This window comes from Streptomyces sp. NPDC049954 (assembly GCF_040656295.1).
Lineage (GTDB): Bacteria > Actinomycetota > Actinomycetes > Streptomycetales > Streptomycetaceae > Streptomyces.
In genome coordinates this window covers 517,740-530,135 of the sequence record NZ_JBFALS010000004.1, presented here as the reverse complement: position 1 = coordinate 530,135, position 12,396 = coordinate 517,740, and the positions used below count along the sequence as shown (strand labels likewise).

The 12,396-nt window shown below is 74.3% G+C and carries 10 protein-coding genes; 8 read left to right on the top strand and 2 right to left on the bottom strand.

The window, feature by feature from the left end:
- Positions 1-7 precede the first annotated feature (7 nt).
- Genes AB0J21_RS11565 through AB0J21_RS11535 form a run of 7 tightly spaced genes read left to right on the top strand, consistent with a single transcriptional unit; the run spans position 8 to position 7,715 of the window.
- Positions 8-1,216 carry a sedoheptulose 7-phosphate cyclase gene (locus AB0J21_RS11565; RefSeq protein WP_363145649.1) on the top strand — a complete coding sequence of 403 codons (1,209 nt, stop codon included), beginning with the start codon at positions 8-10 and terminating at the stop codon, positions 1,214-1,216.
- Positions 1,217-2,335, top strand: a complete 1,119-nt coding sequence (locus tag AB0J21_RS11560) for a sugar phosphate nucleotidyltransferase (protein WP_363145648.1) — start codon at positions 1,217-1,219, stop codon at positions 2,333-2,335.
- The gene (locus tag AB0J21_RS11555) at positions 2,332-3,390 is read left to right on the top strand and encodes an ROK family protein (RefSeq protein ID WP_363145647.1); all 1,059 of its coding nucleotides are present in this window, start codon (positions 2,332-2,334) and stop codon (positions 3,388-3,390) included. Before AB0J21_RS11560 ends, AB0J21_RS11555 begins: the two co-directional genes overlap by 4 nt.
- On the top strand, positions 3,387-4,319 hold the full coding sequence (locus tag AB0J21_RS11550) for a sugar nucleotide-binding protein (RefSeq protein WP_363145646.1): 933 nt from the start codon (positions 3,387-3,389) through the stop codon (positions 4,317-4,319). The genes AB0J21_RS11555 and AB0J21_RS11550 overlap by 4 nt, the downstream gene beginning before the upstream one ends.
- Positions 4,316-5,431 (top strand): VOC family protein, encoded by a 1,116-nt coding sequence (locus AB0J21_RS11545; protein ID WP_363145645.1) that lies wholly within the window; start codon positions 4,316-4,318, stop codon positions 5,429-5,431. The genes AB0J21_RS11550 and AB0J21_RS11545 overlap by 4 nt, the downstream gene beginning before the upstream one ends.
- A gap of 50 nt (positions 5,432-5,481) precedes the next feature.
- The gene (locus tag AB0J21_RS11540; RefSeq protein WP_363145644.1) at positions 5,482-6,699 is read left to right on the top strand and encodes a galactosyltransferase-related protein; all 1,218 of its coding nucleotides are present in this window, start codon (positions 5,482-5,484) and stop codon (positions 6,697-6,699) included.
- Between the two features lie 44 nt (positions 6,700-6,743).
- Complete coding sequence (locus tag AB0J21_RS11535) at positions 6,744-7,715, top strand: 2-oxoglutarate and iron-dependent oxygenase domain-containing protein (RefSeq protein ID WP_363145643.1); 972 nt, start codon at positions 6,744-6,746, stop codon at positions 7,713-7,715.
- 57 nt (positions 7,716-7,772) lie between these two features.
- Here the strand turns inward: AB0J21_RS11535 and AB0J21_RS11530 are convergent, their stop codons facing one another.
- Together AB0J21_RS11530 and AB0J21_RS11525 are read right to left on the bottom strand one after the other, a co-directional pair.
- Entirely contained in the window at positions 7,773-9,686 is a 1,914-nt protein-coding gene (locus AB0J21_RS11530) for a glycosyltransferase (RefSeq protein ID WP_363145642.1), read from the bottom strand.
- 2 nt (positions 9,687-9,688) lie between these two features.
- Entirely contained in the window at positions 9,689-11,020 is a 1,332-nt protein-coding gene (locus tag AB0J21_RS11525; RefSeq protein WP_363145641.1) for an MFS transporter, read from the bottom strand.
- A gap of 281 nt (positions 11,021-11,301) precedes the next feature.
- Between AB0J21_RS11525 and AB0J21_RS11520 the strand changes: the two genes are divergently transcribed.
- Positions 11,302-12,279, top strand: a complete 978-nt coding sequence (locus AB0J21_RS11520) for an aldo/keto reductase (protein ID WP_363145640.1) — start codon at positions 11,302-11,304, stop codon at positions 12,277-12,279.
- Positions 12,280-12,396: the final 117 nt, after the last annotated feature.

Below are 12,396 nucleotides of genomic sequence, written 5' to 3'. Positions count from 1 at the left end.
TGACGACATGACAGCCCAGCTCGACTCCGCCCAGCACGCGGTGCTGCCGCCCCCCGGAACCCAGGACTCCGCCGGCCCGCACGGATGGCGGGTGAGCACGAGCAAAGAAGTCGCCTACGAGGTGCGCCTGGTCGCCGGGCTCCTCGACCCGGACAATCCGGCACTGGCCACGGCGGGCGCCCCCGAGCCGGCCCGGCCGGGACGCCGGCTCGTGGTCGTCGACGCCACCGTCCACGAGCTGTACGGGGACCGCGTCCGCGCCTACTTCGAGAAGCGGGGCGTCGAGTACGCCCCGTGCGTCATCGACGCCCACGAGTCCGTGAAGAACATGGAGACGGTCTTCGAGATCGTCTCCGCGATGGACGCCTTCGGGGTCTCCCGGCGCCGCGAACCCGTCATCGCCATCGGGGGCGGTGTCCTGACCGACCTGGTCGGCCTCGCCGCCAGCCTCTACCGCAGGTCCACCCCGTACGTGCGGGTCCCCACCACACTCATCTGCATGGTCGACGCGGCGATCGGCGCGAAGACGGGCGTCAACTTCCACGAGCACAAGAACCGGCTGGGCACCTACCACCCGTCCGCCGTCACCCTGATCGACCGCGAGTTCCTCGGCACCCTGGACCGGCGCCACATACGCAACGGGCTCGCCGAGATACTCAAGATGGCCCTGGTCAAGGACTCCGCCCTGTTCGAGTACCTGGCCGCCCACGGGCCCCGGCTGGTCGAGGACCGCATGGCCGTGGACACCGGCAGCGGCGACGTGGCCACCGAGGTGATGCGGCTGGCCATCACGGGCATGCTGGAGGAGCTGGAACCGAACCTCTGGGAGCACGACCTCAAGCGCCTGGTCGACTTCGGGCACACCTTCTCGCCCACCGTCGAGATGCACGCCCTGCCCGAACTGCTGCACGGCGAGGCCGTCTCCACCGACATGGCGCTGTGCGCCGTCCTCGCCCACCGGCGGGGGCTGCTCGACGACGCGGCCCTGCACCGGGTCCTGGGCGTGATGGCCGGTCTGGGCCTGCCCGTGTGGCATCCGGTGTGCACCACCGAACTGATCGTGCGCGGGCTGGAGGACACCGTCCGCCACCGCGACGGCAGGCAGTTACTGCCCCTGCCCGAAGGCATCGGCCATGTCCGCTTCGTCGACGACGTGACCCCCGCCGAACTCGACGCGGCCCTGCGGGTCCTGGCCCGCACCGCCGAGGGGGCCTGAGTGGACGGCGTACGCGCGGTACTCCTGGCCGGCGGGGAGGGCCGCCGGATGGGGCCCCTGGGCCGCGGGCGGCTCAAACCCCTGGTGCCCTTCGGCGGCAGCAGCCGGCTCATCGACTTCAGCCTCGCCAACACCCGCGACTCCGGCTTCCACGAGGTGCTCCTGCTCTCCCAGTACGAGGAGCGGCAGCTCATGGACGACCTGCACACCGTGTGGAACCGCGCCCCGTCCCGCCACCGGGTGCACTTCGGCCCCTACGACGCCGCCTACCGCGAGGCCGGCGACCAGCTCCCGCACGCGCTCCCCGAGCGGACCTGGCCCGAGGAGCGCGGCACGGCGGACGCCCTCATCGCCAAGGCCCCCTACGTGTTCGGCCCGGACACCTCCGAGGTCATGGTCCTGCACGCGGACCACGTCTACCGCTTCGACTACGGCGACATGATCCGCCGTCACCGGGCCGACCGCGCCGCCCTCACCGTCTCCTACCAGCGCATCGAGCGGCGCTGGGTGCACCTGTTCGGCATGGTCGGCTTCGACGCCTCCGGCAACCTCACCGAGTTCGTCGAGAAGCCGGAAAACCCCTCCAGCGACCTGGTGTTCGCCGCGTTCTGCGTCTTCGACGCCAAGGTCCTGCGGCGCTACCTCGAACAGCTCGACGGCACCGACTGGCAGCACGACATCAGCCGCGACGTCATCCCCGCCATGCTGGCCGCGGGCGAACGCGTCCGCGGCTACGAGGTCACCGGGTACTGGGACGACATCGGCACCGTCGAGCGCTACCACCGCGCCCACCGCGGCCTGCTCGCCGATCCGCCCACCCTCGGCCTGGGTGAACTGCCGCGCACCGTAAGGCCGGAGGTGCCCCGCCGCAGGGTCGCCGACGAGGCCGGGGTGCGCGCCAGCATCGTCGCGGCCGACCTGGTCAACGAGGGCCGGATCGAGGACAGCGTGGTCTACCCGGGCGTCCGCGTCGGCCCCGGAGCGCGGGTGCGCGACTGCGTCCTGCTCCCCGGCGTCCAGGTGCCCGCCGGGGCCGGACTCACCTCGGCGATCGTGCTGGAGGACGGCACGGTCCAGCAGTGCGAACCCGTCCCGTCCCCCGGAGGTGCCGCCTCATGACCACCGCGCCCCCACCCACGCGAGGCCCCCGGGCCCGGGTCGTCGCGGACCTGGGCGGCACCACCCTGCGCCTGGGCCGGGTCACCGACGGCGTCCTCGACGCGGACTCCGTGCGCCGGGTCCCCACCGAGGGCATCGGCCGCCACCCCGGGCTGTCCCCACGCCTCCTCCAGGAGAAGGTCGTCACGCAACTCGCCGACGAACTCGACGCCTACCTGCGGTCCCCCCACGGGGCGGGCGCGGACGCCGTGGGGGTCTCCTTCGCCGGCCCGATGGCCAAGGACGGCACGGTCCTCGCCGGCCCCACCCTGTGGGGGAGCGCGACAGCCCCCCTGCCCGTCGCCGCCCTCCTCGAACGCCGCCTGCCGCTCCCGGTGTTCGTCGCCAACGACATCACCGCGGCCGCCTGGCGCTACGCGGCGGCCGAGCCGGAACCGTACTGCCTCATCACCATCAGTTCCGGCATCGGCCACAAGGTGTTCCGGCACGGCGAGATCCTCGTCGACGACGCGGGGCACGGCGGCGAGATCGGCCACTGGCGCGTCGACGCCTCGGACGACGCGGTGCCCTGCGAGTGCGGCGGACGCGGCCACCTCGGCGCGATCGCCTCCGGCCGGGGCGTCCTGCTCGCCGCCCGCCGCGCCGCCGCCGCCGACCCGGACGGCTTCGCGGCCTCCGCGCTCGCCGGACCGGCCGGCCGGCGACCCGGCGGCATCACCAACGAGGCGATGGCCGCCGCCCTGCGCGCCGACGACCCCTTCGCCACCACGGTGCTGAACGACTGCCTGCTTCCGCTGGCCCAGGCGGTGAACTGCGTGTTCACCGCCATCGGCGTCCGGCGCTACCTGTTCATCGGCGGATTCGCGCGGGCCGTCGGCCCGCGCTTCGTCCGCCTGCTGGGAGACCGCCTGACCCGGCTGGGCTGCTTCGGACTGAGTGAACAGGAGACCCGCGACATGCTCGCCCTCGGAGCCGACGACGACGACCACAGCCTGATCGGGGTGGCCCGCATGGTCGACCACGCGCTGCCGGTCCCGGCCGGGGCCGGCCGGTGAGGGCCCTCGTGGTCGGCAGCGGCTTCGTGGGCCGCGCCGTCGCCCGCCATCTGCTCGCCGAGGGCGACGAGGCGGTACTCGCCTCCCGCACCCCGCCGCTCGTGGACGGCCACCCCGTCGCCCCGCCCTGGGTCCCCCTCGACATCACCCGCCCCGGCGCCTTCGCCGCGGCGCTCGCCGAGGTCCGCCCCGACAGCGTCGTCCTGGTGCACGGCCCCTCCGACGTCACCTGGTGCGAGAGCCACCCCGAGGAGGCCATGGCCGGGCACGCGGGCGCGGCCCGCTCGGTGGCCGAGGCGATCGGCGACCGGCGGCTGGTGTTCATCTCGACCGACAACGTCTTCGACGGCGGCGCCACCACCTTCACCGAGTCCTCCCCCACCCGGCCCGCCAACGCCTACGGACGCGCCAAGCTCGCCGCCGAACACGTCCTCGGCGCCCTGCCAGGCGCCGTCCTGCTGCGGGTGAGCCTCATCTACGGCTGGGAGGCCGCGGACAGCCCCAAGTGGCTCAACTTCTTCGCCTCCTGCGTGCACCGGCTGCGCTCCGGCGAGAGAGTCACGGCCCCCTACGACCAGTGGACCACCCCCGTCCTGGTCGACGACGTCGCCGAGGCCACCCGCGCCCTGGCCACCGCCCCCGAGGTCCCCCCGCTGGTCCACCTCGGCGGACCCGACCGGCTCTCCCGTGCCGACTGGGCGGCCGGTATCGCCGCGGGCCTGGGACTGCCCCCCGGTCGCGTGGTCGCCGAACCGCGCGCGGCCGGCCGCTACGCCAACCGCCCCGCCTCCACCTGCCTGTCCAGCGAGGTGCTCGCGCACCACCCCGCGACCGCCTCGCTGCGGCCCCGGACGGTGCCCGAGGCCACGCGGCTGCTGCTCGACACGTACGCGACCCCACAGGCCCCGAGGACGAGGAGCGCCGGATGACCACGCACACCGACCCCGGCGGCCGGACCGGCACCTCCGGCGTGCCCACCGCCCGCCGCGTGGACCACTTCGCCCTCACCGTGCCCGATCTCGACGCCGCCGTGGACTACACCGTCCACGGGCTCGGCGGGGAACTCGTCTACCGGCTGCCCCCGCTCAGCCACGCGGACGACTGGATGCGGGAACACCTCGACGTGCATCCGCGCGCCGCCGCCGAGATCGCGCTGGTGCGCCTGGGGCCCACCACCAACCTCGAACTCTTCGCGTACACCGCGCCCGGCCGGGTCGCCGCCGCGCCCGCCCCGCACGCCCCCGGCGCCCCCCGCCTCGGCCTGCGCGCCGACGACATCGAGGCCGTCCTCGGCGCCCTGCGCGACCGCGGGTACCCGGGGGCGTTCGGACCGGTCCGCACCTGCGAGGCCGGGCCCTGGGCCGGTACCCGCTGGGTACGCGTCCCCACGCCGCTCGGCGTCCCCCTGGAACTGCGCTCGGTCCCCGGCCCGGCCCCCGCCGCGGCCGGCCGGTACCACCCGTCCGGCCGGTGGACCAACCGCGAGGACGGCGGCGGCTCCCCCGCGGCCCTGCCCTCCGTGCGCGGCCTGGACCACCTGGGCTGGACGGTGCCCGACCTCGACGCCGCCGAGGACTTCCTCGTACGGGTCCTCGGCGCCCAGCCGCTCGGCCGCACCACGCACGACCTCGCCGACCCCGCACTGGCCGCCGCGCACGGCGTACCGCCCGGCGGCGTCCTCCACCACAGCGCGCTGCGCGCCGGCCCCACCGACAACATCGAGCTGTTTGAGTACCGGGGCACGCCCGGCCCCCGCCCCGGCCGCCCGCGCAACAGCGACGTCGGCGGCACCCATCTCGCCCTGTACGTCGACGAGGTCGACGCCGCCGCCGCGTACCTGGCCGGACACGGCTGCACCGTCCTCGGCGCGCCCGAGACCATCGACGAGGGCCCGCTGACCGGGGACCGCTGGGTGTACGTGCGCACCCCCGTCGGCCTCTACGTCGAGGTGGTGCGGATGCCGGACGGCGAACTGCCCTACGAGCGGGGCACCGAGGCCCGGCGCCGCGCCGCCCACGGCCTTCGCTGGGAGGACCGATGAGCGCACCGGCCCCCGCCGACCACCCCCGGCCGACCGAAGGAAGGACGCCTGTGGAGACCCTGACGCCCAGCTCCGCCGAGACCCTCGCGGCGGCAGTCGTCACCACGCTCGCCGTGGACGCCGATCCGCAAGCCCGCGAGGCCAGCATCTTCTACTGGGAGCGCGGCCTGCACCACCGCGCGGCCGTGGTGGAGGCCGCCGCGCGGACCGGGGACGCCGGGATCGGGGCCCTGGCCGCCGAACTGCGCGAGCGGCCGGCCGATCCACGGCTGCACCACGCGCTCTCCCGGCGGCTCGTCCTCGCCGCCGGGCAGGGCACCACGCCCGGACTCACCGCCCTGTTCGAGCTGGCGTGGCAGGCCGAGGCCAACTCCCGCCTCGGCTACCACCTGGGCGGTTCCTACACCACCACCGGACGCCCCTCCCTGACCGTCGAGGAGCTGGCCGGCCGCACCGGCGGCCCCCGGCTCGCCGAGGGCGACACCCCCGAGGTCCTGGTGGTGATCCCGTTCCGCGACCGGGGCTCAGGCCGGCGGCTGCGCAACCTCCTGGCCTGCCTCCAGGCGCTGCGCGACCAGAGCGTGGAGCGCGGCTTCTACCGGGTCGTGGTGGTCGAGACGGACGAACGGCCCCGGTGGCGCGCCGCCGTCGAGCCCTACGCGGACCACTACCTGTTCGCCCACAAGCCGGGCCTGTTCAACAAGTCCTGGGCGGTCAACGTCGGCGTGGTGAACGCCCCCGGCCACGCCGAGATCGTGTGCGTCCTGGACGCCGACGCGCTGGCCGACCGGGACTTCGTGGCCCGCAACGCCGCGCGCTTCAGGCGCCCCGGTGTCATGGGCCACCTCAGTTACCGCGACATGTGGTGCCTGGACGAGACGTCCACCTCGCGGGCCGTCGACGAACGGCTGTGGCGGGGCGCCGCGCAGGCCGACGCCGACGGGCTGCGCGCCTTCGTGCTGCGCCGGCCCCCCGGCTGCTGCGTCTGGGTCCGCACGAGCGCCTTCCACCGCATCGGCGGCATGGACGAACGCTTCGAGGGCTGGGGCGGCGAGGACAACGACTTCGCCTACCGCATGGACATCAACTCGGCCTTCGACCACTACGACGACCAGCTGCTGCACATGTACCACCCGTCGTCCGCGGTACTGCGGGAGGACGGCGAACTCGTCAACGCCCACATACCGGCGCTCAGTTGGGGGCCTTCCGAGACCCCCATCGGCAACCCCGACCGCTTCGCGCCGCAGCCGGCGGCGGACGTCCCGTAGACCGCGGTCCCGCCGCCCCACCCGACGACGAAGGGCAGAGAACCATGTCACGCGCCATACCCCTGCTGGACCTGACCGAGTGGCGGACGGCCGACGCCGCCCGCCGCAGCGCGATCTGCGCCGAACTCGACGCCTCACTGAGCGAGACCGGCCTGTTCCTGCTGCGCGGGCACGGCGTGCCGCCGGAGGTGACCGGGCGGATGCGCACCGAGGGCCGCTCCTTCTTCGGCCTGCCCGCCGAGACCAAGCAGCGGTACGCCGTCGCCCGCCCCTACGACAACGGCTGGCGCGGACTGGGCGCGCTGGACGTGGGCGCCGTCGAGGGCATGTCCGGCGCCTCCGACCTGCACGAGGCCTTCCACGTCGGCCCCGGCCACCGCACCGGCGACGCGGCCTTCGACGCCGCGTACTACCCGGCCAACAAGTGGCCCGGCGAGCTGCCCGCCCTGGAGAGGACCGCGCTGGCGTACACGGGCCACATGACCCGGGTCGCCCTCGGCGTGCTGGAGATCCTCGCGGCCGCCCTCGGCCTGCCCGAGGACTACTTCACCGCGAGGTCGCAGCGCGCCACGTGGACGCAGAACGTCAACTGGTACCCGTCGCTGCACACCGTCGGGGAGGTGCAGGAGGGCCAGATGCGGGTGGGCCCGCACACCGACTTCGGCACCATCAGCCTGCTCGACCGCCAGCAGGGCGTCGGCGGCCTGGAGGTGTGGAACGAGCAGGAGGGCTGGTTCGCGCCGCCCTTCGTCGAGGGCACCCTCGTGGTCAACCTCGGCGACCTGATGCACCTGTGGACCGACGGCCGCTGGTGCTCCCTGCGCCACCGCGTCCTCGCCCCCAGCGAACAGGCCCCCGACGAGGAACTCGTCTCGCTGGTCTGCTTCTTCGAGGCCGACCCGGACACCGAGGTCGTCCCGCTGCCGGCCCCGACGGGTGGCGGCGCCGGCATGGAGACCGTGGTGGCCGGCGAGTACATCCTGGACAAGGTCGGCGTCACGGTCACCGTCGACTGAGCACGCGGCGCGGGCGGGCGCGGGGCCGGGCATCGCCCGGTCCCGCGCCCCCACGTCTCAGGGGGCGTTCGTCACCGCGAGTTCCGACCAGGCGGTCCGGCCGTCCGCCCCGGTCACCAGGGTCACGAGGACCCCGTCCCGCGGCGCGGGTACCCGGCCCGCGAAGCCCTCGCCGTCCCGGTCCAGCTCCACCACCTCGGCGTCCGGCTCCACCGGCACGATCTCGACCCGGTGGACCTCCCCGCCGGTCCAGCTCACCCGTACCGCGTCGCCGTCCCGCACCGCACGGCCCGCGCCCGCGGCGAGGGGCCCGGCGCCGGACGGCGCGTCCGGTGTCCGCGGCACCGCCTCGTCCGGCCGCCGCCCGGCGCGGACCGCCTCGAACACCGCGAGGAAGCGCCCCGCCGCGGCGCCCCACGTGAAGGAGCGGGCCACCTCGACCGACCGGGCCCGCAGCCCGGCCACCCGCCCGGGCTCCTCGCGCCACATCCGCAGCACGCGCTCCAGGCCCGCGCGCACCGCCTCCGTCAGCAGCGGGTCGTCCACCCGGAAGGAGCGCGGCAGCGCGAGCCCGGTGGCGCCCGGCGCGTACGGGTCCGCGGCGTGCCGGAAGTGCCGCATCCCGCGCTGCGCCGTGGCCACCGGCACCGCCCCCGAGGCCATCGCCTCCCCCATCGCCATCAGGAACGTGTCCATCTCGAACTTGGACGGGAAGACGCAGAAGTCGGCGGCGACCGCCCAGTCCTTGATGGCCGCGTTGCCCATCGGCCCGGTGCTCACCCGTACGAGGTCCCCGTGCGCCTCGGCGAGGCCGGTCAGGTCCTCGTCCTCGGGCGGCCGGGGCGCCAGGCAGTGCAGCAGGACATTGCACCGCTCCCCCTGGTCGAGCAGCGCCCGTACGCCCTTGAACAGCTCCTGCTGGCCCTTGTGCTGCACCGAGTAGCGGGCGTTGTGGAACAGCGTCGGCAGCTCCGGGTCCAGGCCCAGACCGGTCAGCGTCCGCTTGCGCACCTCCTCGTCGCGGCGCACGTCCAGCCACTCGTCGCCGATCGCGCAGCCGCCCACCACCAGCCGGTCCGCGTGGGCCCGCAGCTCGCGCCGGACCGCCAGGCGGCCGAAGAGGTCCTCGAAGGGGGTCTGGGCCTGCGTCAGCGCGTGGTCCAGCTGTCCTTCGGACAGGAAGTCCATGGCGGCCACCGAGCGCACCACCAGGCCCAGCATGGTGACGTAGTCGTGCCCCGGGCGCTCCGGGTAGTCCCGGTACAGCAGGGTGCGCGGCAGGAAGGCCCGCATGGCGCGTTCCAGGCGGGAGTCCAGGGGCGGATCGGCCAGTCCGTCCGCGAGCGAGGCGTCCGAGCCGAGGTGTGCCAGCACGGCCCGCACCTGCGGTCCGTACACCTTCGTGTTGACGGCCAGGTTGGTCTGCACGGTGGAGACCACGTGGAAGCCGTGCCCGGCCAGCAGTCCGGGCAGCAGGTAGTGGTGGATCGGCTCGTGCAGGTGGACCACCGCGTCCCGCTCGACCCGCTCGCGCACGTAGCGGGCCGCCATCACCTGGAACACCAGGGGCTTGAGGAAGTCGAGGCTGCGCCCCTCCAGTTCGCGCGGCGGATGGAAGCTGTCCGGGAAGGCGTCCAGCAGGCCGCCGCTCAGCAGGACGATGTCGATGCCCTCGACGGTGATCCGGTGGGCGCGGGCGGTCACCTCCAGGGTGATCTCCTCGTCGAACCCCGGCCAGAGGGCCGGGTCCAGCCGGACCGGTATCCGCTCGTGCGCGCTCCAGTCCAGGTCCGTGACCTCGTGCTGGCGCGCGATCACCGGAAGCAGTCCGTGGGCGGCGGTCACCGCGCCCGTCCGGTGTCCCGCCGCCTGGAACTGGCGCACCAGGTTCCACAGGTAGACGGAGGTACCGGCTTTGACCAACTGGTCGTCGTAGCCGCTGAACTCGATGTGGCACTCGATGATGCGCATGGTCATCCCTGTTCGCCGTCGACACGGTCGCGTGGCCGGTCGGTGGATTGGCCGGGGGCGGCCGCCGCCCCGCGTGCGCCGCCGGGCCCGCGCAGCGCGGAGGCGCCGAGGGCGACGCACAGCACCAGCAGCGTCGGTACGCCCAGCGCGGTCGGGAGCCCGGTCACGGTGCTCATCGCGCCGACCACGACGGGCCCGACGAGGAAGCCCGTGTACCCGAGGCTGACCACGAGGGACAGCGCCGCCCCGGCCCGCGCCGGATCGCGCTGCCCGGCCGCCGAGTACACCTGCGGGGCGATGCAGGACATGCCCGCGCCCAGGCAGGCGAAGCCGATGATGCCGGCCACCGGGTGCCCGACGAGGAGCGCCACGAGCATGCCGGCGGACGCGAACACGCTGCTGACCCGGACCAGCCTGACCGGCCCCAGACGGGCCGCGAGCCGGTCGCCGACCAGTCGGCCGACCGTCATCAGGATCGAGAAGGCGGCGAAGGCGCCCGCGGCCGTACCCGCCGAACTGCCCAGGCTGTCGTGCATGTACACCGCGCTCCAGTCGGCCGCGGTGCCCTCGCCCACCAGGGCGCACATGGCGAGCGTACCGAGAAGCACCAGGTCGAAGGAGACGATCGAGCTCTTCCCGGCCGGCGCCTTGCCCGTCGAGGCCTTCGCGGCCGGCGCCTTCCCGGTCGCGGTCCTCCCGCTCGCGGCCTCCGGGGCGCCGTCCCCGGCGGAGGGTGCCGGGTCCGGGCGGGCCGGGGGCGCCTCGGGCAGCGCCCACAGAGCCCCCCAGCAGGCCAGGACGAGGACCCCCGCCCCCACGGAGACGAAGGTCGCGCCGGTGCCCACGTGGTGGCGGGCCAGGAGGCCGCCGGTGACCGAGCCGAGGAACCCGCCGATGCTGTACACGGCGTGGAAGGACGACATGATGGGCCGTCCCCACGCACCTTGCACGTGAATGGCGTTGGCGTTCATGGCGATGTTCAGGGTGCCGTGGGTCAGGCCGAAGAGGAACAGCGCGACGATCAGCGCGGCCAGCGAGTCGACGTAGGCCGGGGGGATCAGCAGCAGCCCCTCCAGCACCGCGGTCGGCACCATCACCTTGTTGCTGCCGAGGCGGTCGGCGAGCCGGCCCAGTACCAGCATCCCCACGATCGCGCCCGCCGAGAAGGCCAGCAGCGCCACGCTCAACAGGCCGTCGCTGAGGTCGAGTCGGTTCTTGACGTCGGGGATGCGACTGGTCCACACGCCCAGGGCGGCGCCGAACAGCAGGAACATGACGGACGTGGCGGTACGGGCCCGTAACAGGACGCGACGGTCGTACGGCTCGATGGACACAGCCAGCCCTCATCTCCACGGCGGAACGGCGGCGGAACGGCGGCGGGTCCGCGTCCGGGACGGGCGGGACCGGCACGACCCCCAGAGTCAACGGGATGCGCCACATCGCGTCAAGATCTGATCGACTCCTCCCGGCCACGGGCCCCGGCACCGCTCCCGAGGTCCCGCCGTGGCGTGGACGGGCCGGTCCGGTGGTAGGTGTTAGCTGTCAACGGCGCCGAAGATCAACGGCCTTGGTGGCCGACCGCGGTCTCGGGCCGGAATCCGTGAGGAGCCTCGTGATGGAACACCGCACTGTCTGCGGAACGGAGATACCGCCGCTCGGCATGGGCTGCTGGGCGGTCGGCGGGCCCTTCTGGGAGGGTGACACGCCGCTGGGCTGGGGCGTCGTGGACGACGCAGAGTCGACGGCCGCGCTGCGCCGGGCCGTCGAACTCGGTGTGGTGCTGTTCGACACGGCCGACCTCTACGGCGCGGGCCACAGCGAGCGCCTGCTCGCCAGGGCCCTCGGCGGCCACCGCGACGAGATCCTGATCGCCACCAAGTGGGGCAACGTCTTCGACGAGGAGACCCGGCAGCTGACCGGCAGGGACGCCGGACCCGGCCACGTCCGCCGGGCCGTGGAGGCGTCCCTGCGCCGCCTGGAGACCGACCGCATCGACCTGTACCAGCTGCACCTGGGCGACGCGACCGCCGAGGAGGCCGCCGCGCTCGCCGGGGTGCTGGAGGAGCTGGTGGCCGAGGGCAAGATCCGCTCCTACGGCTGGAGCACGGACGACCCGGACCGCCCCGCGGCCATGGCCGGACCCCATTTCGCCGCGGTGCAGCATCAGTTGAACGTGCTGGACGACGCTCCCCGGATGCTCGCGCTCGTCGAGGAGCGGGGCTGGACGAGCATCAACCGCGGCCCGCTCGCGATGGGCCTGCTCAGCGCCAAGTACGCCGAGGGCCACCGGGTGGACCGGGAGGACGTGCGCGGGGCCCGGGCGCCGGAGTGGATGAAGTACTTCGCCGACGGCCGGCCCGCCGAGCGGTGGCTCAGGCGCCGGGACGCGGTCCGGGACGTGCTGACCTCCCAGGGCCGGACGCTCACGCAGGGCGCCCTCGCCTGGATCTGGGCGCGCAGCCCGCGCACCGTCCCGATCCCGGGTTTCCGGACCGTCCCCCAGGTCGAGGCGAACGCCGGGGCGCTCGCGCACGGCCCGCTCACCGCGGACCAGGTGAAGGAGATCGACGGCCTCCTGGAGCGCGAGGGCTGAGCGCGGCGGACGCCCCGGCGGGCGCAGGGGCCCCAGGAGGAGGCCGGGGCCAACCCGGTTCCCGGCGTGGCCCGTTCGTCGCGGTGGTAGAAGTACACGGACCGAGTGGGAGAGGAA